The 21,608-nt window shown below is 69.9% G+C and carries 19 protein-coding genes and 1 tRNA gene; 12 read left to right on the top strand and 8 right to left on the bottom strand.

Annotation, left to right across the window (positions count from 1 at the left end):
- Positions 1 to 80 precede the first annotated feature (80 nt).
- Genes QQ657_RS36090 through QQ657_RS36080 form a run of 3 tightly spaced genes read right to left on the bottom strand, consistent with a single transcriptional unit; the run spans position 81 to position 2,709 of the window.
- Positions 81 to 725 (bottom strand): response regulator, encoded by a 645-nt coding sequence (locus QQ657_RS36090; protein ID WP_284746803.1) that lies wholly within the window; start codon positions 723 to 725, stop codon positions 81 to 83.
- The gene (locus QQ657_RS36085; RefSeq protein WP_284746802.1) at positions 722 to 1,891 is read right to left on the bottom strand and encodes a sensor histidine kinase; all 1,170 of its coding nucleotides are present in this window, start codon (positions 1,889 to 1,891) and stop codon (positions 722 to 724) included. The genes QQ657_RS36090 and QQ657_RS36085 overlap by 4 nt, the downstream gene beginning before the upstream one ends.
- On the bottom strand, positions 1,888 to 2,709 hold the full coding sequence (locus QQ657_RS36080) for a CPBP family intramembrane glutamic endopeptidase (protein ID WP_284746801.1): 822 nt from the start codon (positions 2,707 to 2,709) through the stop codon (positions 1,888 to 1,890). Before QQ657_RS36080 ends, QQ657_RS36085 begins: the two co-directional genes overlap by 4 nt.
- Positions 2,710 to 2,944: 235 nt before the next feature.
- Between QQ657_RS36080 and mdlC the strand changes: the two genes are divergently transcribed.
- Positions 2,945 to 4,531, top strand: a complete 1,587-nt coding sequence (gene mdlC / locus QQ657_RS36075; RefSeq protein ID WP_284746800.1) for a benzoylformate decarboxylase — start codon at positions 2,945 to 2,947, stop codon at positions 4,529 to 4,531.
- 76 nt (positions 4,532 to 4,607) lie between these two features.
- On the opposite strand, the gene QQ657_RS36070 is transcribed toward mdlC, so the two are convergent.
- Positions 4,608 to 5,615 carry an ABC transporter substrate-binding protein gene (locus tag QQ657_RS36070; RefSeq protein ID WP_284746799.1) on the bottom strand — a complete coding sequence of 336 codons (1,008 nt, stop codon included), beginning with the start codon at positions 5,613 to 5,615 and terminating at the stop codon, positions 4,608 to 4,610.
- A gap of 415 nt (positions 5,616 to 6,030) precedes the next feature.
- A tRNA-Thr gene (locus QQ657_RS36065) sits at positions 6,031 to 6,103 on the bottom strand.
- A gap of 169 nt (positions 6,104 to 6,272) precedes the next feature.
- Here QQ657_RS36065 and QQ657_RS36060 point away from each other — a divergent pair.
- The 6 genes from QQ657_RS36060 (at position 6,273) to QQ657_RS36035 (ending at position 14,668) form a co-directional block, all read left to right on the top strand.
- Entirely contained in the window at positions 6,273 to 7,772 is a 1,500-nt protein-coding gene (locus QQ657_RS36060) for a threonine/serine exporter family protein (RefSeq protein WP_284746798.1), read from the top strand.
- An 82-nt stretch (positions 7,773 to 7,854) separates the two neighbouring features.
- Positions 7,855 to 9,294, top strand: a complete 1,440-nt coding sequence (locus tag QQ657_RS36055; protein ID WP_284746797.1) for an alpha,alpha-trehalose-phosphate synthase (UDP-forming) — start codon at positions 7,855 to 7,857, stop codon at positions 9,292 to 9,294.
- 37 nt (positions 9,295 to 9,331) lie between these two features.
- Positions 9,332 to 11,863, top strand: coding sequence for a trehalose-phosphatase (gene otsB, locus QQ657_RS36050; protein WP_434056814.1), 2,532 nt, complete (start codon positions 9,332 to 9,334; stop codon positions 11,861 to 11,863).
- A gap of 85 nt (positions 11,864 to 11,948) precedes the next feature.
- On the top strand, positions 11,949 to 12,476 hold the full coding sequence (locus tag QQ657_RS36045) for a hypothetical protein (RefSeq protein WP_284746795.1): 528 nt from the start codon (positions 11,949 to 11,951) through the stop codon (positions 12,474 to 12,476).
- A gap of 307 nt (positions 12,477 to 12,783) precedes the next feature.
- Positions 12,784 to 13,350, top strand: coding sequence for an ArsR/SmtB family transcription factor (locus tag QQ657_RS36040; protein WP_284746794.1), 567 nt, complete (start codon positions 12,784 to 12,786; stop codon positions 13,348 to 13,350).
- Between the two features lie 49 nt (positions 13,351 to 13,399).
- Positions 13,400 to 14,668 (top strand): alpha/beta hydrolase family protein, encoded by a 1,269-nt coding sequence (locus QQ657_RS36035; RefSeq protein WP_284746916.1) that lies wholly within the window; start codon positions 13,400 to 13,402, stop codon positions 14,666 to 14,668.
- On the opposite strand, the gene QQ657_RS36030 is transcribed toward QQ657_RS36035, so the two are convergent.
- A complete protein-coding gene (locus QQ657_RS36030) occupies positions 14,665 to 15,258 on the bottom strand; it encodes a C39 family peptidase (RefSeq protein ID WP_284746793.1) in 594 nt (197 codons plus the stop codon). The two genes, QQ657_RS36035 and QQ657_RS36030, sit on opposite strands and share 4 nt — an antisense overlap.
- Before the next feature lie 433 nt (positions 15,259 to 15,691).
- On the opposite strand from QQ657_RS36030, the gene QQ657_RS36025 reads away from it, so the two are divergent.
- Both QQ657_RS36025 and QQ657_RS36020 read left to right on the top strand, forming a co-directional pair.
- A complete protein-coding gene (locus QQ657_RS36025; protein ID WP_284746792.1) occupies positions 15,692 to 16,285 on the top strand; it encodes an RNA polymerase sigma factor in 594 nt (197 codons plus the stop codon).
- Positions 16,278 to 17,390 carry a hypothetical protein gene (locus QQ657_RS36020; protein WP_284746791.1) on the top strand — a complete coding sequence of 371 codons (1,113 nt, stop codon included), beginning with the start codon at positions 16,278 to 16,280 and terminating at the stop codon, positions 17,388 to 17,390. Before QQ657_RS36025 ends, QQ657_RS36020 begins: the two co-directional genes overlap by 8 nt.
- On the opposite strand, the gene radA is transcribed toward QQ657_RS36020, so the two are convergent.
- Both radA and QQ657_RS36010 read right to left on the bottom strand, forming a co-directional pair.
- The gene (gene radA, locus QQ657_RS36015; RefSeq protein WP_284746790.1) at positions 17,391 to 18,749 is read right to left on the bottom strand and encodes a DNA repair protein RadA; all 1,359 of its coding nucleotides are present in this window, start codon (positions 18,747 to 18,749) and stop codon (positions 17,391 to 17,393) included.
- A gap of 39 nt (positions 18,750 to 18,788) precedes the next feature.
- On the bottom strand, positions 18,789 to 19,466 hold the full coding sequence (locus QQ657_RS36010) for a copper chaperone PCu(A)C domain-containing protein (RefSeq protein WP_284746789.1): 678 nt from the start codon (positions 19,464 to 19,466) through the stop codon (positions 18,789 to 18,791).
- A 275-nt stretch (positions 19,467 to 19,741) separates the two neighbouring features.
- Here QQ657_RS36010 and QQ657_RS36005 point away from each other — a divergent pair, with 275 nt between their 5' ends.
- From QQ657_RS36005 to ispF, 3 genes are read left to right on the top strand one after another with little or no spacing between them, the layout of a single operon-like run.
- A complete protein-coding gene (locus QQ657_RS36005; protein WP_004559016.1) occupies positions 19,742 to 20,233 on the top strand; it encodes a CarD family transcriptional regulator in 492 nt (163 codons plus the stop codon).
- 53 nt (positions 20,234 to 20,286) lie between these two features.
- Complete coding sequence (locus tag QQ657_RS36000) at positions 20,287 to 20,901, top strand: IspD/TarI family cytidylyltransferase (RefSeq protein WP_284746788.1); 615 nt, start codon at positions 20,287 to 20,289, stop codon at positions 20,899 to 20,901.
- The gene (gene ispF, locus QQ657_RS35995; protein ID WP_284746787.1) at positions 20,898 to 21,365 is read left to right on the top strand and encodes a 2-C-methyl-D-erythritol 2,4-cyclodiphosphate synthase; all 468 of its coding nucleotides are present in this window, start codon (positions 20,898 to 20,900) and stop codon (positions 21,363 to 21,365) included. Before QQ657_RS36000 ends, ispF begins: the two co-directional genes overlap by 4 nt.
- The last annotated feature ends 243 nt before the right edge of the window (positions 21,366 to 21,608 follow it).

The raw sequence follows: 21,608 nt of genomic DNA, 5'->3' as shown, positions 1-21,608 counted from the left end.
CTGCATGTGCTTCACGCCAACTCCTCGGCTCGGTTCGTGTGAAAACATCATCGCCCACCCCGCCGGCACCAGTCAACGAATTAACGCACGAGCCCCGTGCGATAGGCGTAGACCACCGCCTGCACGCGGTCGCGCAGATCCAGCTTCGTCAGGATGCGCGACACGTACGTCTTGACGGTCTCCTGGCTGATCACCAGCTCCGCCGCGATCTCGCTGTTGGACAGCCCGTCCGCGATCAGCCGCAGCACCTCGATTTCCCTGGGTGCCAAAGCGATCTCGCCGGACGCGGCCGGGCGGATCCGCGCCGCGTACTTGCCGACCAGCCGGCGCGTGACCTCCGGGTCCAGCAGCGCGGCGCCGGTCGCGACGGTCCGGATCCCGTGCAGCAGCTGCGCCGGCGGCGCGTCCTTGAGCAGGAACCCGCTCGCGCCCGCGCGCAACGCCTCGTACACGTATTCGTCGAGGTTGAACGTCGTCACCACGAGCACCCTGACCGGCCGCTCGACCCCCGCGCCGGCGAGCAGGCGCGTCGCCTCGATGCCGTCCAGCACCGGCATCCGGACGTCCATCACCACGACGTCGGGCCGCAGCGACCCGGCGAGGTCGACCGCGGCGCGCCCGTCCGCGCACTCGGCGACCACCTCGAGGTCGGGCTGGGCGTCGATGATCGTCGCGAACCCGGTGCGGATCAGCGCTTGGTCGTCGCAGACGAGAACCTTGATCACGACGACCTTCCTGAAGGGATCCGGGCCCGGACGACGAAGCCGCCGTCACGGCCACCCGAGGTGAACTCACCGCCGAGAGCGTCGACGCGGGCGCGGAGCCCGGCCAGCCCTCGCCCGCTTCCCCCGACGGACACGCCCGCGGGGGCGCCCCCGTTTTCCACGCTATCTGAGGGCACCGACAGTTTCGGGCCGTCGGTGGCCACCTCGACGAAGATATCCCCATCGCCGCGACGCACCCAGACCTCGGTGCGGCAGCCGTGCGCGTACTTGAGCGCGTTCGTCAGCGCCTCCTGCACGACGCGGTAGGCCGCGGCCTCGGCACCACCACCCTCCACCGGCTCGCCGTCCTCGGTGAACTCGACCGGCTGGCCGGCGCGCCGGCTCTGCTCGACGAGCGTCAGCAGCGAACCGGCGGACGGCGTCCGCGATCCGGTGCCGTAGTCGGGGTTGAGCAGGTCGAGCAGCTGCCGCAGGTCCGCGATGGCCAGCCGGCCGGTGTCGGTGATCGCGGTCAGCGCCTGGTCGAGCCGCTCCGGCGCGGCGGTCAGGTAGCGCGCCGCCTCGGTCTGCACGACCATCGCCGTCACGTGGTGGGTGACGACGTCGTGGAGCTCGCGGGCGATGCGCGTCCGTTCGGTGGTGCGAGTGGTTTCGGCGACGAAGCGGCGCTGTTCCGCCTCCGCGGCGCGGGACTGCCGCAGCCAGGCGCCGATGCCCCAGGCGAGGGCCAGCGCCAGGTAGAACGTGACGAAGCCGGTCACGCCCTCGGTCGACCCGTGCCGGGCGAGCGCGATCGCCAGCGGGACGTACGCCGCGGACCCGACGGCCACGGTCGTCCACCGGAAGCGGTCGAGGTGGGCGGCCGCGCTCAGCAGCGCGATCGGCAGGGCGGAACCGGAAACCGTGTGGTAGCCCCAAAGTTGGTCGGCGGCGAAGCCGAGCGACACGAGCGCGAGGCACCCGGCAGGCCACCGCCGCCGCACGGCCAGCGGCAGGCACTCGACGGCGACCACCACGATGGCCAGTGCGTCCATCGGCCGCGTCGGCAGGTCGCCGACCTGGGTCCCGTAGCCGCCCAGCGCCGGGATCAGCGCCAGGCCGGCGAGCAGCAGCCCGAACGCGAGGTCCCGGACGGTGACGTCGAGCCGCCGCCAGAGGTCGATCACGGGAGGACAGTAGCGGTCACGGCGGCGCGTCCCCGGCGAGGCACGATGTGGCCGCGGCGGCGGGCCAGCCGCATGAACAAGACCGTCACGATTACGCCGGCCAGCAGCGAGTAGACGCTCGCCTCGGGCCCGAACTCGCCACCGCTGAGCGCGGCCGGGCCGGACATGACGCCGTGCAGCAGCCCCTGGGGCGCGTCGGTGCCGGAGACCTGGGTGCCGAAGAGCCCGCCCTCGGCGAAGTTCCACGCGAAGTGCAGCCCGATCGGCACCCAGAGGTTCCGGGTGGCGGCATAGGCGGCGGCGAGCATGCCCCCGGCTTCGACGGCGATGGCGATGGCTCCCCAGAGGGTGGCGTGGGCGTTGAAGAGGTGCGAGACGCCGAAGAGCAGTCCGGTCAACGTGAGCGCGAGCCAGGTACCGATGCGTCCCTCGACGATCCGGAAGAGAATGCCCCGGAAGATCAGTTCTTCGGTGACGGCGGCGGCCGCGCTGAACCCGAAGAGCGCGATGGCGCCGGCGAGGGAGCCCCAGCCGAGCACTTCGTAACCACCGACCAGGGCGATGTTCGCGATGACCCCGGCGAACAACCCGCCGCCGATGAGCAATCCGCGTCCGAGAGCGGCGTTGTTCTTGGCGATCTCGTCCGGGACGCGGTGTTCGGTCTTCCGCACGATCCACCGGTAGGTGACCACGGCGAGGGCCGCGGTGGCGAGCCCGAGGATCAGGGTGAGCGGGGCGTTCCACCCCACGGCGTTGACGGCCAGACTACCGACAAGGGCAACGGCGGCCACGGCCACGAGCTGCAAGAACAGTCGCACGACGACTCCTTAGCGAGAACCCGCGGCGGGAGCGCCGCGGCCAGGGAGAACGCTAGGGATTCGGCGGGTTCGAAACGTCACCGTGGGGTGGACAGTTCCGAGTAGCTCGCAAGGGGGACAGGCCGCGAGCTCGCGCACCGGGAGCACGTCCACATGGCACACCATGACCGTCCTGGCCCTGGTTGGCGGCCCTTTGGGGGATTTCCTTCGCAACCCTAAGCGTTAATCTGGGCGCATGATCAAGCGCACGGTCCTGGACGCCTCCCGCGAACTCCTCCGCGAACTCGGCCTCACCACGGTGTTCGGCAACCCCGGCACCACCGAGGTCCCGTTCCTCACCGACTGGCCCGACGACTTCCACTACATCCTCGGCCTGCAGGAGTCCACCGTCGTGGCGATGGCCGACGCCTACTCGCAAGCCACCCGGCAGGCCGCCATCGTCAACCTGCACTCCGCCGGCGGTGTCGGGCACGGGCTCGGCAGCCTCTACACCGCCTACCGCAACCGAACTCCGCTGATCGTCCTCGCCGGACAGCAAAGCCGCTCGCTCCTGCCGCACGATCCCTTCCTCGGCGCCATGGACGCCCCCGAGTTCCCCAAGCCCTACGTCAAGTGGTCCATCGAACCCGCCACCGCCGAAGACGTCCCCGCCGCGCTCTCCCGCGCCTACCACGTCGCGACGCAGGCGCCGTCCGGGCCGGTCTTCGTGTCCGTTCCGGCCGACGACTGGACCGCCACCACCGAACGGCCCGTCATCTCCCGGCCCCGGATCCGCGGCTTCGCACCGGACCCCGAAGCCGTCGCCGAACTCGCCGCCGCGCTCGAAGCCGCCGAACGACCCGCCATCGTCGTCGGCGGGGCCGTCGACCAGGACGGTGCCGTCACCGAAACCGTCGCCCTCGCCGAACGCCTCAACGCCGGCGTCTGGGTCGCGCCGATGTCCTTCCGCTGCTCCTTCCCGGAAAACCACCCGCTGTTCCAAGGTTTCCTCGACCCCGAGCGCGGCACCATCTCCGACAAGCTCGCGGCGCACGACCTCGTCGTCGTGCTCGGCGCGCCCGCCTTCACCTACCACGTCGACCGCGGACGCGGGGAAGCTCCGCTGCCGCCGCTGTTCATCGTCAGCGACGACGAACACCTCCTCGCCCGCGCCTACGAAGGCACCGGCATCCGCGCCACCCCGAAGCTCGGCGTCCGTGCCCTGCTCGACGTCGTCGGCCAGAACAGCCGGCCCGCGCCGGCCCCGCTCCAGCGCCCCGCGAAGCCCAGTGGCGACAAGCTCACCGGTGAGTTCGTCTTCTCGACACTCACGGATCTGTTGCCGGACAACGCGATCGTCGTAGAGGAAGCACCCAGCCACCGCGGTGTCATGCACGACCACCTGCCGATCACGCAAACGGACACCGGGTTCCTGACGATCGCCAGCGGCACGCTCGGCTACGGCGTCCCGGGCACCGTCGGCGCGGCGCTCGGTGCCCCGGACCGCAAGGTCATCGGCGTCATCGGCGACGGCTCCAGCATGTACGGCATCCAGGCACTGTGGACGGCCGCACGCCAGGACCTGCCCGTGACGATCCTGATCATGGACAACAGCGAGTACGCCGCCGTCCGCATCTTCGGCGACTCGATCGGCAGCGAGAAGCTGCCGAGCACGGAACTGGGTGGCATCGACTTCGCGGCGCTGGCGGCGAGCATGGGCTGCCAGGGCGTGACGATCACCGAGCCGGCCGGTCTGGTCCCGGGGCTGACGGCAGCACTGGACGACAAGCGCCCGACGCTGGTCCACATCCGCGTCACCTCGTCGGAAGAATCGCCTTACTGACACACCAAAACGCCCGCCGGCCGCAGCAGGTGCGAAACCTGCTGCGGCCGGCGGGCGTTCAGTGCTTGGTGTCGGATCAGGTGGTCGCCTGCGGAGCGATCATCGCCGCGGCGTCGACCTTGGTCGTGATCGCGCCCATCTGCAGCATCAGGTCGGGCACGCGCTGCAGGCGCCGGGCGTCCAGCGTGGCACCGAAGCTGGGCAGGCTGAGCAGCTTGGCCGTGGCTTCGTCGATCTTCGCGTACTTGACCAGCAGCGGCTCGATCTTGGACCGGTCCTTGTTCGTTTCGCTGGTGGCCTTCTGCAGTGCGCGCTGGAAGGCCGCGAGGGTCTTCGGGTTGGCCTTGACCCACTTCGAGGTCGCGCCGTAGCCCGAAAGCGGGAACTCCTGCGTGGCACCGGAGTTGACGTCGATCACCGGGATCGCACCCGCGGTCTTGGCCGCCTGCGAGAGGAACGGCTCGGGCAGCAGCGCCGCGTCGACCTGACCCTGCGCCAGCGCCGCCGCGACGTTCGGGAACGGGATCGGGACCCAGTTCACCTTGTCGATCGGGACGCCGTGGTCCTTCATCAGGGACTTGGCCAGCAGGTCGCTCGCCGTGTTCTTGGCGGTCATCGCGATCCGCTTGCCACCGAGGTCGTTGATCGTCTTCACGGGCGAGTTCGGCGTCGTGACGATCGCGATGGACTTCGGGGCGATCGACGTCGCGTCCGCGACGAGCTGGAGGTCGGCCGCACCCGTGCTCTTCGCGACGAAGAACGGCATGTAGCTCGAGATCGCGATGTCGGTTTCACCGGAAACCGTTTTCGTCATCGCCGCCTGGCCACTCGCGGCCACGACGGTTTCCACCTCGAGACCTTCGGCCTTGAAGTAGCCGCCGTCCTGAGCGAGCCACAGCGGAGCGGTGTCGACGGTGGGCAAGATCGCGACCTTGATCTTGGTCTTCTCCAGGCCACCCCCGCTCGACGAGGCGTTCGAGTCGTCCGAGCCGAGCGCGCTGCAACCGGTGAGGGCTGTCGCGGCCGCGACGGTGAGGGCGAGCCCGAGCGCGGCGCGGCGAGTGCGAACCCGGCCACTGCTCATGGCGTTTCCAAGCAAGGCCTGCTCCTAGTTCAACAAAAGTGCGGTTCGTGAACCGAATCCGATGGAAGTGCGTGACTCGATCTCCGGAGTCACGCGGGTCACTGTAGAGAAGGTGACCGGTTGCTCACAACGGGTGCGATCAACACCTGAGAGAGTGAGACGCGTCACTCTTTCAGCCTATGGCCTAGCCCCATTGCTCCACTCGCCGTAGCTGTTCACCCAGCGTAGGACCCGGATCTGGAATATGAGATGTCAAAACCTGACCTGATTGGACGAGCCTCGCCGAGCGAGGTCCTACCCGACGTACCACTCGGCACCCGTCCACGGCGACGGAAAAGACTCGCCGTCGAGGCGATGGCAGTCGGCGATTGCTCCGCGAATGGGCGCGATCGCGCCCTTGACCGTTTCTATCCGGAGCCGCCAAGGGGGCTCGAACCCCTGACCTTCTGTTTACAAGACAGATGCTCTACCAGCTGAGCTATAGCGGCCTGGCGCCCCAAGCGCCGAACCCAGTGTATCGGGCCCCCGTCAAGATCCTCTCGAGAGGCATGATCCCCAGCTCCAGGCCACTATGGAGCGACGTGGCGCACGCCACTGCAACAGTGGACACACCCCGGTCGATGTGCCGGGGGAGAGAGAAGAGCGAGGAGGTGGATCTTGAAGATCAACGAGCGCACCAACGGGGGCACCACGACCAGATGGCCCCTCCTCGAACCTCCGCGGCAGAAGCCGAGAACGCACCGCCCCAACCTCCTCAAGCGCCGCCCCTGGCAGGTCCTCGAGGCACCCACCGGTGAGTTCCCCGCAGTCGACGCCGACGAGGCCATGGGGCCTCAGCTGCCCGACGAGGCCACCGTCAACTTCGTGCTCGACCTCTCCCTGCGCATCGGCGAGGTCCAGATGGCCAGCGGCGCCGGCGCCTCCGACGTCACCGCGACGATCATCGCCATCGCCGGGGCCCTCGGGTTGCCGCACTGCGAGGTCGACGTCATCTTCACCTCGATCACCGTCACCTGCCACCGGGGCAGTGACCTCTCGCCCGTCACCGCGCTGCGCGTCGTGCGGAGCCGGAGCCTCGACTACACCCGGCTGACCGAGACCGAGAAGCTCATCCGGCAGATCGTGCGCGGCAACGTGGGCGCCGAGCAGGCGCAGACCGAGCTCGAGCGGATCACGCAGGCGCCGCACCCCTACCCCCGCTGGGTCGCGACGCTGTCCTGGGGCGGGGTCGCCGCCTTCATCACCATCCTGCTCGGCGGCGGCCTCGACATCGCGCTCGTCGCGTTCGCCATCAGTGGTGTCATCGACCGGATCGGCCGGCTCGTCAACCGCTATGGCCTGCCCTTCTTCTTCCAGCAGGTCATCGGCGGGCTGGTCGCGACGCTCTCGGCGATGGCCATCGTCAGCAGCAACCTCCTGACCACGAACAAACCGACGCTCGTCGTCGCGGCCGCGGTCACCGTGCTGTTGTCCGGCCTCTCCACCGTCTCCGCGGTGCAGGACGCCATCACCGGCTACAACGTCACCGCCGCCGGCCGCACCATGGAGACCGCGCTGATGTCGGCCGGCCTGATCGCCGGGGTCGTGCTGGCCCTGCGGATCGCCGTCATGCTCGGCCTGCCGCGGACGCCGCTGCCCGAAGTCAGCGGGTCGACGCCGCAGCAGCTGCCGCTGGTCGTGCTCGGCGGAGCCGGCGCCTCCGCCTGCTTCGCGCTCGCCAGTTACTCCAAGATGCGGGCGATGCTGGTCGCCGCGGCCGCCGGGGCCATCGGCGCCGCGGTCTACGGCGGCCTCATGCTCGCGCAGCTCGACGGCGTCAGCTCGTCCGCGATCGCCGCGACGCTCGTCGGTTTCTGCGGTGGCGTGCTCGCGCGGCGACTCGGCGTTACTCCACTGGTGGTCGCCGTGTCCGGGATCACTCCGCTGCTTCCGGGTCTTTCGACCTACCGTGGTCTGTATCAGATCGGGGTCGAGCCCAGTGGCGACATCTCGACGCTCATGACGGCCGTCGCGATCGGGCTTGCGCTGGCAGCGGGCGTGGTACTCGGCGAATGGCTCGCCCAGCCGGTACGGACCGGTCTGGGCAGGCTCGAGCGGCGGTTCGCCGGACCACGCATGGCTGGTCCGCTCGAAGCAGCCGATCGACGCTTGGAGTAACTCAACGGTCACCGGCTGTTCATCGCTCACGCGATAGGGTTTCACTCTGGGGCCGCGACCCAGGACGCGAGGAGCAGCAGACGTGACTGAACAGGAGAACGGGAACCAAGCCGACTTCGTCGTGGTGGCGAACCGGCTACCGGTCGACCTCGAACGCAGCACCGACGGCGAGCGCCGCTGGACGGCCAGCCCCGGCGGGCTCGTCTCCGCGCTGGAGCCGTTCCTGCGCTCGCGGAAGGGTGCCTGGGTCGGCTGGCCCGGCATCCCCGACGTCGACGTGGACGAGTTCGACGACGACGGTCTCGTGCTGCATCCTGTCTCCCTGAGCGCCGACGAGGTCCGCGACTACTACGAGGGCTTCTCCAACGCCACGCTTTGGCCGCTCTACCACGACGTCGTCGAGCGCCCGGTGTTCGACCGCGTGTGGTGGAACAGCTACGTCAAGGTCAACCGCCGCTTCGCCCAGGCCAGCGCCGAGGTCGCCGCCCAGGGCGCGACCGTCTGGATCCAGGACTACCAGCTGCAGCTGGTGCCGGCGATGCTGCGCGAGCTGAGACCGGACCTGCGCATCGGGTTCTTCCTGCACATCCCCTTCCCGCCGGTCGAGCTGTTCATGCAGATGCCGTGGCGCGCCGCGATCATCCGCGGCCTCACCGGCGCGGACCTCGTCGGCTTCCACCGCCCTGGCGGGGCGCAGAACTTCCTCTGGCTGTGCCGCCAGCTGATCGGCCTCGAGTCGACGCGCGGCGCGGTCGGCGTCCGGTCGCGGCCGGGCACCATGCAGGTCGGCGACCGGACCGTCCGGGTCGGTGCCTTCCCGATCTCCATCGACGCCGCCGGGCTCGACACCCTCGCCCGCACCAAGGGCGTCCAGGAGCGGGCCGCGCAGCTGCGGCGCGACCTCGGCAACCCCAAGACGGTCCTGCTGGGCGTCGACCGCCTCGACTACACCAAGGGCATCGACCTGCGCCTGCAAGCGCTGCACGAGCTGCTCCACGAGGGACGGCTGCAGCCGGACGACGTCACGTTCGTCCAGCTCGCCACCCCGAGCCGCGAGCGCGTCGAGCACTACCAGCGGATGCGCGGCGAGATCGAGCAGATGGTCGGGCGGATCAACGGCGAGTTCTCCCGCGTAGGCCACCCGGTCGTGCACTACCTGCACCAATCGGTCGACCGCACCGAGCTGGCCGGCTTCTTCTCCGCCGCGGACGTCATGGTCGTGACGCCGCTGCGTGACGGCATGAACCTCGTGTGCAAGGAGTACGTCGCCGCGCGGCACGACCTCGGGGGCGCGCTGGTGCTGTCGGAGTTCGCCGGCGCCGCCGCCGAGCTCTCTAGCGCATTCCTCGTGAACCCTCACGACCTGGACGGGGTGAAGGACGCGTTGGTAGCTGCCATTACGCTCGACCCGGCTGAGGGCCGTCGCCGGATGCGCGCCATGCGTCGCCAGGTCCTCACTCATGACGTCGATCGATGGGCGCGCTCGTTCCTGCAAGCTCTGGGTGCCGAAGCGGTCGACTGATTGGTCCCGACCACGCACGAGCTCCTGAGGAGGAGTGTTGACTGCCGAGGCCCTGCCCGCCGAGTTGCGGCGCGCGATCGTCCAGATCGCCCGTACTCCGCGTTTGCTGGTCGCCTGCGATTACGACGGCACGCTGGCACCCATCACGCTCAACCCGGACGAGGCGCGCCCGCTGCCCGAGTCCGTCGGGGCCCTCAGATCGCTCGCCGGTCTGCACGAGACCACCACGGCGGTCATCTCCGGCCGCGCCTTGCGTGACCTCGCGACGCTCTCGCGGCTGCCCTCGGAGGTGAACCTCGTCGGCAGCCACGGCTCGGAGTTCGACATCGGCTTCATCCACGCGCTCGACGAGAAGGCGCGTGAGCTGCACCGACGCCTGGAGTCCGAGCTCGAACAACTCGTGCTGGACGTCCCGGGCGTGTCCCTGGAGGTCAAGCCGGCGAGCATCGCGGTGCACGTGCGCCGCGCCGAGCACGAGGCCGGCCGCCGCGTGCTCGCGGCCGTCCACTCCGGACCGTCCACATGGGAGGGAGTGTCGACCACCGACGGCAAGGAGGTGGTCGAGCTCGCGGTCGTCCAGACGGACAAGGGGCGCGCGCTCGACATCCTGCGCCACCAGGTCGGCGCCACCGCGGCGATCTTCCTCGGCGACGACGTCACCGACGAGAAGGCCTTCGCCCGCCTGTCCGGCCCGGACCTCGGCATCAAGGTCGGCGACGGCGAGACGCTCGCCGGGTTCCGCGTGCCCGACACCGTCGACGTCGCGCTGGTCCTCGGCTTCCTGCTGGAGGAGCGGCGCAACTGGCTCTACGGCGAGTCGGCCCCGCCCATCGAGCGGCTGTCGATGCTGGCCAACGAGCGTTCGGTCGCACTGCTGACGCCGGATGCCAAGCTGACCTGGCTCTGCCACCCCGGCCCGGACGCGCCCGCGGTGTTCGCGGACCTGCTCGGCGGCGAGGGGGCCGGCCACTTCTCCATCAAGCCGCACCGCAACGGCCTCCCGCTCGGCCAGCGCTACCTGCCGAACACGATGACGGTCGAGACGCGCTGGTCGCGCCTGCTCGTCACCGACTACCTCGAGCCGGAGAGCCCGCAGCACCGGACGGACCTGGTCCGCGTGATCTCGGGCGAGGCGGTGGCGAGCGTCAAGTTCGCGCCGCGCCCCGAGTTCGGCGGCGTGCCGGTGAAGCTGGAGATCACCGAGGGCGGCCTGCGGGTGCTCGGCACGTCGGAGCCGTTCGTGCTCTACTCGCCGGGCGTCGAGTGGACCCTCACCTCCGACGGCCTCCACGACACGGCGACCGCGCTCGTCCAGCCGACGCCGACCCAGCCGGTCGTGCTGGAGCTGCGCTGCGGCACCACCGACCTCGGCGACCACGAACTGTCCGAAGTGGAACGCCGCGACCGCGCGGGCCGCTACTGGAGCGAGTGGACGTCGAAGCTGCAGCTGCCGAAGGTGCAGACCGACCTCGTGCTGCGCTCGGCGCTGACCCTGCGCGGCCTGGTCAACACCGACACCGGTGGCGTGCTCGCCGCGGCGACGTCGTCGCTGCCGGAGGAGATCGGCGGCGTCCGCAACTGGGACTACCGCTACTGCTGGATCCGCGATGCCGCGATGACCGTGCGGGAGCTCGCGCACCTGGGCTCGCTCGACGAAGCCGAGGGCTACCTCAAGTGGCTGCACGGCGTGCTCGCGACGCTGGCCGGCCCCGAGCGGCTCCACCCGCTGTACACGCTCGCCGGTGGCGTCATCGGCGCCGAAGCCGTGATCGAGTCGCTGCCCGGTTATGCCGGTTCTCGCCCGGTCCGGGTCGGCAACCTGGCGAACCACCAGGTGCAGCTGGACGTCTTCGGCCCGGTCGTCGAGCTGGTCGGCACCCTCGCCACCGCGCGCGGCGACCTGCGTGACGAGGACTGGCAGATGGTCCGCGCCATGGCGGAAGCCGTCACGCGGCGCTGGAACGAGCCCGACCACGGGATCTGGGAGGAGCGGCACGTGCCGCGCCACCGGGTCTACTCCCGCGTCATGTGCTGGGTGACCATCGACCGCGCGATCAAGCTCGGCGAGCAGTACGGCCGGGGCGTCCCCGGCGCGTGGCCGACCCTGCGCGACGAGATCAAGGACGACGTCCTCGAGCACGGCTGGAACGACGAGGTCCAGGCCTTCACCACGGCCTACGACGGCACGGACCTCGACGCGGCGTCCCTGTTCGTCGGGCTCACCGGCCTGATCGACCCGGCCGACGAGCGCTTCCAGCAGACGGTGACCGCGATCGAGGCGGAGCTGCGCAGTGGGTCCACTGTGTACCGTTACCGCCGCGACGACGGCCTCCCGGGTGGTGAGGGCGGTTTCCACATCTGCGCGGCGTGGCTGATCGAGGCGTACCTGCTCACCGGGCGGCGCACCGAGGCCCAGGAGCTGTTCGACCAGATCGTCGCGGCCGCCGGCCCGACGGGTCTGCTGCCCGAGCAGTACGACCCCATCGCGGAGCGGTCCCTCGGCAATCATCCGCAGGCTTATTCGCACATCGGGCTGATCCGGTGCGCCAACTTGCTGGCGGCGGGCTAGCCCTTTCGGTCCGAACTGCCGTCAAGGCCACCTTGCAGGCGTCCGACGCCCGTAAGGTGGCCTTGACGGCATTCGGAGGTGGTGGATGCAGGGGACGTTCGGGCAGGTCGAGTTCGTGCCGCTGCCGCCCCGCTTCGCCGAGCGGGTGCGCTGGGGCTCGGTCGTCGTCGGCTGCTCGATGATCGCCGGGATGGTCCTGCTGTTCGGGCTCACGACGTTCCTGCAGGGCATCGTCCACGGCCACGCCTTCCCGGACGCGCTGGTCGGCAAGGCCGCGGCGGTGCTGCCGCCGCTGGGCGTGCTGGCGATCGCGGTGCTGGTGCTGTCGTCCCGTCGCTGCCTGCGCGGCGACTACCTGGTGGTCGCGATCGCCGCGTCGGCCCGCAACGCGCTCGTGTTCACGTACGTGCTGACGCTCGTGCTGATTCTCGGGTCGTTCGCGGTCCCGATCGTGTTCCGGGTGTGGCGCGACAGCCCGCAGTTCCGGGCACCGGACCTGCTCACGACGTTCTCGACGCTCGCCTTCGCCACCATGGGGTTCCTGGTGGGGATGTTCTACGTGCGGCCGTCGATGCAGACGCTGCGGAAGTTCAGCGACCACCCGATCTGGTGACGAAAGCCGACCAGGCGGCGGCGCTCAGGTGCAGTTCGCCCGCTGGTGCTGTAGCTGCTCTGTGAACCACAGCGTGTCTACAGTGGACACCGCAGCCTCCCGCTCAGAGCCGTTCGATCAGCGCGATCGAATCCTCCGCATCCAGAGCCCGCGTCGTAGGCGCCGACATCCTCCGGCACGACCCGCGGAGCCACGTTTGGGCAGCCGCGCCCGGTCAGCCAGGTGCCACAACTGCTCTTCCTGCTCCGGCCGACCCACATGCACAGATTTCTTTGCATAATTTCCTTTGCACGGCTACCTTGGGGTCATGACCAGCGCTCCACCACCGGAAGAGCTCGACCCGGACGCCCTCAAGGCCGTCACGCACCCGCTGCGCCGCCGGATACTCGGCGTGTTGTCGGCCGGGCCGGCGACAGCCACGAAGCTCGCCCAAGCCCTGGGCGAGAACACCGGCGCGACCAGCTACCACCTGCGGGAGCTGGCCCGGTTCGGGTTCGTCGAGGACGTCCCGGAGCTCGCGCGGGGCAAGGAACGGTGGTGGCGGACGCGACCGCGGGACATCCGCTGGCCGCGCCGCAGCGAGCAGAGCGCCGAATCCCGGGTGCTGTTCGACGACATGCAGCGTCAGGGGTTCGAGGAAGACCTCGAGAAGCTCAACCGGTTCGCGGAACAGCGCGAGGAGCTGCCCGGCGACTGGCCGGACTCGCTGCTCTACGCGCGTGGCGGCACCTGGCTCACCGCCGAGGAGCTGCAGCGGTTCTGGAACGACTACATGGAGCTGTTCCGCCGGTACTGGCGATCCGAGGACGACCGGTCACCGGAAGCGCGGCGCGTGCTCGTGCGCTGGCTCGCGTTCCCGGAACCAGGGGAATGACCATGACAGGGGAATCCACATGCGAAGAGGGGCTCTACTACTGGCCGGGGTGATCCTGGCCGTCACGGCGGCGCAGCCACCGGCATCGGCGGCGGACAGCTCGGACGTGACGTTCACGAACGGCGGGGTGACGTTGCACGGCACCGTCGTCGCACCGCCCGGCGGCTCGAAGCTGCCGGGTCTGGTGATGGTCCACGGCTCGGGGGCACACAGCCGGGAGGACTACCGCGAGCAGGCGGAAGCCTTTGCGCGGGAAGGCATCGCGACACTCATCTACGACAAGCGCACCGAAGGCTATTCGCTGTTTTCGCGCTCCTACTCGACCCTGGCGGACGACGCGCTCGCCGCGGTCGAGGCGTTGCGGAAACGGCCCGAGGTCGATCCGGCGCGGGTCGGCGTCTGGGGGTTGAGCGAAGGCGGCTGGGTGGCGCCACTCGCCGCTTCCAAGTCCGCCGACGTCGCTTTCGTCGTGACGCTGGGGGCGAACGGCGTCGAACCGTCGCGACAACAGGCGTGGGCGATCGAGAACCAGTTGCGGCGCTTGGGAATGGACGGATCGATGGTGGGGATGGCGTCATCGACGATGATGCGTCAGCTCGTCGGCGGCGGCGTGTTCCCGGAGGCGCACTACGACTCGGTGGCGGTGCTGAAGAGCCTGCGTCAGCCGGTACTCGGGTTGTGGGGCGCGAAGGACGTCCTGACACCGCCGGGTGAAGCGGTCCGGATCTTCCAGGAGTCGTTGGCGCACTACACATTGCGGGTCTTCCCGGACGCGCAGCACCAGCTGCGTCGCACCACCGACGGCTACGACAAGCTGCCCGGATACGCGCCGGGGTACCTGGAACTGGTGGGCACGTGGGTGCACGCCATGCCCGCTGCGTCTTCAGCCGATGCGCCGCCGGTGCAGGATCGGCCGAGCTTCGCGGTGACGCCGTTGAGCTGGTACGAATCGACGTGGCTGCAACTGGCCGTACTGCTGTTCCTGGTGCTGGCGTTCGCTTTCTACCCGCTGTTCCGGCGCGGCCCGTCTGCCGCTTCGGCACGCTGGCTGACCGCGACCGGGCTGCTCGCGGTACTGGGCTTCCTGGCGTTCGACGTGCTGATCCAGGTGACGATGGGCCGGAACCTCGGCCCGGTGCTCGCGGGACGGCCGTTGCCGTGGCTGGTGCTGCAGCTGCTGTCGCTGGGCGCGGTGGCCGCCGCCATCGGCACGGCGGTGGCGTGGTGGCGGCACCGCACCCCGCGACTCGGCGTGCTGCTCGCCGGCGGCGTGGTGTTCGTCCCCTGGGCGGTTTATTGGGGACTGCTGGGGATCTAGGCGGAGTAGCCCTTCGGCGGGATCAGCGTCGCGAGCTGGTCGAAACTGAGCCAGTAGAGCTGGTTCCCGCCGAAGCTCGCCGGGTCGGCGATCTTGACGGTCCGGTCGGAGCTGTCGTACCCGATCACGGTGAAGTAGTGGTAAATGGTGTAGTTTGGGTAGCCCGGCGGGTGGTTGTTCGCGGGCGCGACGATGTTGGCGACAATCGCGTAGCCGTTGTTGATGTCCAGCACGATGTCGTTCCAGAGCAGGTCACGCTGGGCCTGCGTCGGCGGGTCGTTCGGCATCTCCTTGGTTTCGTACCAGGAGGTGCCGAGATCGCCGTTGAGGACGCCGGTGACCTGGCCGACCCAGTCGGTGCCGTTGGTGGTGGTGCCGAGCTGAGAGGCGAGCGTGCCCTGGCTGGGCAGGTTCCCGGTCCGCGCGGACATGGCGATCCGCGTGGCGGCGGGGCCGCACCAGTACCCGGTTTCCTGGACCTGGTACTGGATGTTGAGAACGGCTTCGGTGGTGGCGCTGGCGACCGCGGGCAGCGAGACAAGCCCCATGGCGGCGACGAGCGTGACGAATCCCAGCCGGAATCTGCGCATGACGATCCTTCCCCAGTTGTGACGTCGGTTGGCCAACGCCTCACCGTGGGATGATCCCGGCAGAATCCGACTTCCGTCTCTAACCCCACCCCGAATGGATCACGCCGAAAGGTGGTCCCGGACCTGTTTGAGCCACTCGAGGCAGGTCAGGCCGTCGTCGACGGGGTCGTACATCGCCCAGCCTTCGACAATCCAGGGCGTCGTATCCAGCGGGAGCGAACTAGTCCTGGTCTGCACCTGCCGGGCGAAGGCCCGTAGACCTCGTACTCCTGTCCCTGAGTCAGCCGGAACTCGGGCGGAAGGACATAGGTCAAGCCGTAAGCGGGCACCACCCGCTGCCCGCCGGAGTCCGCCACACATCGGATGATCATCGAATCCCCCACTCCCGTACGTTCACCGTGAACGCTGGCGGAGGCTGCGGGCAACTGGGGGCATGCAGGTGATCCACGAGGGATCGGAGATCTGGGGGCACGACCGCCCTGACCTGGGCGGAGCCGAGCCCGGGCCGGCGTTCGGCCGGCTCTTCGACGCCCATGCCGCGGCCTTGCGCCGGTACCTCGCCCGGCGGGTCGGTGCCGAACCGGCGAACGACCTCGTCGCCGAGACCTTCCTCGTCGCGCTCCGGCGCCGCGAGAGCTATCGGCCTGAGCTCGGCACCGCGCGGTCGTGGCTCTACGGCATCGCCACCAACCTGCTCCGCCACCACATCCGGTCCGAACTGCGCGGCCTGCAGGCCACCGCGCGGCTCGCCCGCTCCGGGGACACCAGCCACGCCGGCCACGACGGCCGGGTCGCCGAGCAGGTCGATGCCCAGGTGCGGGCCGCCCAGCTCGCCGGTGCGCTGGCCAAGCTCAGCCCCGCCGACCGGGACACGCTGCTGCTCGTCTCGTGGGCCGGGCTCGAACCGGCCGAGGTCGCGGAGGCACTCGGCATCCCGCCGGGTACCGTCCGGTCCCGGCTGCACCGGATCAGACGCTGGCTCAGGACGAACGCCCCGGCCCAAGAGGAGGTGCAGGACCTTGCGTGAAGACAACGTCCGGAAGATCTGGTCCGACGCCGAACTCGACGCCGCGCTGTCGGACCTGCACGACGACGTCGACGAGGACGACGGGCTGGCCTTCGCCCGCGCGTCCCTGATGGCCGCGGCCGGCACTTCGGAGGCACCGCCGGCCGTCACGCGCCGCGGGCCCTGGCGGTGGATCGCGGTGGCCGCGGCCGTCGTCACGCTGGTGGGCGGGCTCGCGGTCGTCGCCTCGCTGCGGGCGCCCGCACCGGAGCCGGCCCAGCCCGCGGCGACGCTCGCCGACCTCGACCGCCCCCTCGAACCCGGCGAGTTCCACTACGCGCAGAAGCTCCAATGGCTGCCGGAGAGCCTCGAAGGGCAGTCGGCCGAGATGCAGCAGTCGGTCGAGCTGTGGATCCCGGCCGACCCCACCGGCGTCTGGCACCGGCGCACGAAGTGGACCGGCGCCGTGCGGGGGTTCGGCGGCTCGAAGGACGTCCAGGTGAACTTGGCGCCGTTCGACGAGGACGGCCCGGCCGGCCGGTTCGGCCCCGGCCAGAACCTGGCCGGGCAGATCAGCCCGAGGTGGAACACGCCGTTCCAGAACTGGCTGACCCCGGACGCGGCCTTCATCGCCTCGCTCACCCCCGACCGGGGGGCGCTGGCGAAGCGCCTGACCTTCGACACGATCGACCAGGACAACAGAGCGAAGGTGCACACCCCCACGGAAGCGCTCACCATGGTGCGCACCGCGCTGGAAACGGGCCTGGTCCGCAAGGACGTCCGGTTCGCGCTGCGCGACGCGTTCGGCGGGATCAACGGCGGGTTTGCGACGCCGGGTCACACCCAGGACGGCCGGCCCGCCACCGTCCTGATCGCGAAGGACTCCAGCCAGCGCCTGTACCTCGACCCGGACACGGCCCAGCTGCTGGCCTGGGACGCCTACCCCAGGGTCACGCCGACGACCATCAGCAGCAACGAGGTCCCCAAGAGCACCTCCAAGAATCCGCCCCCGTCGAGCGGCATCACGGGCCCGCCGACCACCACGCCCGTGAGCCCGGCCGGGCCGCCGCTGCCCGAGGACCTGGAGACGGAGTACTCGTTCGCGATCACCCGGACTTCGGGGTGATCAGCGGGCGTGACTGGCCGCGTTCAGCGCGTCCGCGACGTTGGCCACCTCCAGGACCCGGATCCCGGCCGGCGGTTTCCCGGAGTCCGGTGGCACCAGCGCGTGCGTGAACCCCAGCCGGGCCGCCTCCGCCAGGCGGCGCCCGACGCTCGGCACCCTGCGGATCTCGCCCGCCAGCCCCACTTCGCCCACCGACACCAGCCGTGGCGACAGCGCGACGTCTTCGAACGAGGACGTCAACGCCAGCACGAGCGCGAGGTCGATCCCCGGCTCGGTGATCTTCATGCCGCCGACCGTGGCCGTGTACACGTCCTTGTCGCCCAGCTTCAGCCCGCCGCGCTTCTCCAGCACCGCCAGGACCATCGCCACCCGCGCCGAGTCCAGGCCGCTCACCGCGCGGCGCGGCTGCGGTGCCGACGTCGACGACACCAGCGCCTGGACCTCGCCCAGCAGCGGCCGTTTGCCTTCCATCGACACCGTGATCGCCGTGCCCGGCACCGGTTCCGCCGTGTGGCTGATGAACAGCCCGGACGGGTCCGGCACCCCGACGATGCCTTCTTCCTGCAGCTCGAAGCAGCCGATCTCGTCGGAGGCGCCGAACCGGTTCTTGATGCCGCGGAGCATCCGCAGCGTCGAATGCTTGTCGCCCTCGAACTGCAGCACCACGTCCACCAGGTGCTCCAGCACGCGCGGGCCGGCCACCGAACCGTCCTTGGTGACGTGCCCCACCAGCACCACGGGCAGCCCGCGCTCCTTGGCCACCGCGACCAGCCCGGACGTCACCGCGCGGACCTGCGTCACCCCGCCCGGTGAGCCGTCGACCTGCGGGGACGCCATCGTCTGCACCGAGTCGACGATCAGCAGGCCCGGCTTGACGTCGTCGATGTGCCCGAGGATGGCGGAAAGGTCGCTCTCGGCGGCCAGGTACATGCCGTCGTGGACGTTGCCCGTGCGCTCCGCGCGCAACCGGACCTGGCCCGCGGACTCCTCGCCCGTGACGTACAGGGACCGGTCGACCGTCTTCGCCCACTGGTAGGCGACCTCGAGCAGCAGAGTCGACTTGCCGACGCCGGGCTCACCCGCGAGCAGCACCACGGCACCCGGCACCAGGCCGCCGCCCAGCACGCGGTCCAGCTCGGAAACACCGGTGCGGCGAGCGCGCGCCGCTTCGACGTCGACCTCGCCGATCGGCCGCGCGGGCATGCTCGGCGCGCCGGCGGCGACGCGCTGGATGGCCGGCTTGACCGGGGCGCCGCGTTCCTCGAGGGTGCCCCACTCCTGACACTCCGGACACCGGCCCAGCCACTTGGCCGCTTCGTACCCGCAGCTCCCGCAGCGGTAGGTGGTCCCTTTCTTCACCCCGCGAGGCTATCGGCGACCACCGACAAAACCGGGGACCTACTCCTTGACGTGCGCCGGCGCCGCGACGGGCAGCTCGACGGTGACCGCTCCGGCGTTCTTGAAGACGAAGGTGACCTTGATGGTCTGCCCCGGCCAGAGCGCCTGCTTCAGCCCGGCCAGCGTCACGCTGCCCTTGCCGACGGTCGCCGGGGCGGCGGTCGGCGTCGCGCTGCTCGACGGCGTCTCGGCCGACGAAGAAGACGTCGCGGTGCCGGTGGAGCTGGTGCCCGTGGCGGTCCCGGTCGCGGTCGGAGCTTCCGAGGACGAGGACGGCGAGGACGGCGGTGTGGTCTGCACCTCGTTGGTGGACTCGACGGCGTCGTCCGGGCCGATCACCAGGGAGTGCCCGGCGACGACGTCCTTCGAGCCGCCGACGGTCGCCTGGGCGCCGTCCTCGGTCGTCACCGAAACGAGCGTGTCGTCCTGGGCGCCCTGGTTCACGATCGTCAGCGTCAGCGCCGGGGTCGCGCCGGCCGCGTACCCCGGGCCGGACGTCGGGTACTGCACCGCGACGTCGCGCAGGACAATCGTCTTGACCTGGGCATACGTGCCGTTGACCGCGGGCTGCTGCGAGTCGGTCTGAGTGATCTGGCCGGCCCCGCACCCGGCGAGCACGAGCGCGGCACCGAGCGCCAGCACGCCCGCGCCGAGCACGCGACGATTCTGCAGCCTCACGTCGCAGTCCTTCCCTTTTCACGGCCTCGTCCCCGCGAAGACTAGCCGGGGGCGATCTCCCGCACCGAACCGGTCCGCGTTGCGCCCAAGATCAACCGTCCACAAAGGATTTCCCTTTGCCCGATGGAACCCGTCCCGGTCACCTGCATGAGCATGGGGGTCGGACGTTTGTCAACCCCCGCTCAGGCCGCTGACCTGCGAGGACGAGTCCGGCCCGCTAGGTGGGCACTGGCGGACCGTGATAGGATGGAGTCAGCGAAAGGGGCAGAGGACACATGGTTTTCAAGGTCGGAGAGACCGTCGTCTACCCGCACCACGGTGCCGCACTCATCGAAGCCATCGAGACCCGCGTGATCAAGGGCGAGGAAAAGAAGTACCTCGTCCTCAAGGTCGCGCAAGGGGATCTCACGGTTCGCGTGCCCGCTGACAACGCCGAGATCGTAGGCGTACGCGATGTCGTCGGGCAAGAAGGACTGGACAAGGTCTTCGACGTTTTGCGTGCTCCGCACACCGAGGAACCAACGAACTGGTCTCGTCGGTACAAGGCCAACCTCGAGAAGCTCGCCTCCGGCGATGTGAACAAGGTGGCCGAAGTGGTGCGCGACCTCTGGCGGCGAGAGAAGGACCGCGGGCTTTCGGCAGGCGAGAAGCGCATGCTCGCCAAGGCGCGGCAAATTCTGGTCAGCGAGCTCGCGCTCGCGGAGGGCACCGACGAGGACAAGGCTGAAGTCCTCCTCGACGAAGTTCTGGAAACCGCGACGGTCTGAGCCCAGGGCATCTCGCCCGACGGGCGGGCGGGTGCCTCTACGATCGCGAATCGATGAACGTCGTCGTGATCGTGACCGTCGCACATCATGCCTCCGACGGAGAGTTCGCTCTCACGCCGGTCCATGGTGAGGCGCTACTCACGCACACCGTGCGGGGGCTGCTGGACGTACCGGAGATCGATCTGGTTGTCGTAGCGGCCCCCCAGCGGTGTGCTTTGTCGTTTTCCGAGGCGGTTCGCGGCCTCGATTGCCGGATCGTCACCGGCTCGCCCCAGCAGGCCTTCGCCGCGGTCGAGCCCGATCTTCCCCGTGAGTCAGTTGTACTCCTCCACGACGCGCTGCGGGCCTTCATTCCTGCGGAAACCGTGCGTGGTGTCATCGATGCGGTCGGTGACTTCCCAGTCGTGGTGCCGGTGCTGCCGATGGCGGACACGGTGAAGGTGACCGACGCCTCGTTCATCGTGGGGACCGAGGACCGCTCGCGGCTGCGCACGGTCCAGACGCCGATCGGCTACACGCTCGCGGCGTTCCGGTCGGCCGAGCCGTGGGACGTCACCGGCGCGGCAACGGTCCCCGGGCACCCGGACGCGATGCGCGTCACGACCGATTTCGAACTGTCCCTGGCCGAGGCGATCGCGGCGGCACCGAAGAACGAGGAGACGCTGTGAGGATCGGCAACGGGGTCGACGTCCACCCGGTCGAAGCGGGCCGCGAGTGCTGGATGGCGGGCCTGCTGTGGCCGGGCGTCGACGGTTGCGCGGGCCATTCGGACGGAGACGTGGCGGCCCACGCACTGTGCGACGCACTGCTGTCGGCGGCGGGCCTGGGCGACCTCGGCGCGGTGTTCGGCACGGGCGACCCCCGGATGGACGGCGCGCACGGAGTGGACATGCTCGCGGAGGTCCGCGAGCTGATCTCGGCGGCCGGCTGGCGGGTGGGAAACGCGTCGGTCCAGATCGTGGGGAACGCACCGCGGGTGGGGAAGCGGCGCGAGGAAGCGCAGAAGGTGCTGTCGGAGGCGGTGGGCGGCCCGGTGAGCGTGTCGGGAACGACATCGGACGGCTTGGGGCTGACGGGACGCGGCGAGGGGATCGCAGCCTTCGCTACGGCGCTGCTGCTGGCGGCGGAATAGCCCCACGCCGGCGCTTGGGGCACGTTGTCCACAGCCTGGCCGAGATGTGGACAACAACCGCGCGACTGTGATGATTTCCGCAGTTTGTCGGACCGGCTCGATACGCTGGACAAGGGCACGCCCCCCAGAGGAGGCGGTTTCTAGCGGTCGTTGCAACATTGCTGTTGGTGGGCGGTGTTGAGTAACTGTGTCACGCGTTCGGCTGGGCTGTCCCAGCCGAGGGTCATCCGGGGGCGGTCGTTG

Origin of the sequence: Amycolatopsis ponsaeliensis (assembly GCF_030182635.1) — a bacterium.
In the GTDB taxonomy this organism is placed as follows: domain Bacteria; phylum Actinomycetota; class Actinomycetes; order Mycobacteriales; family Pseudonocardiaceae; genus Amycolatopsis; species Amycolatopsis ponsaeliensis.
This window is presented reverse-complemented; position numbering and strand designations above follow the sequence as displayed.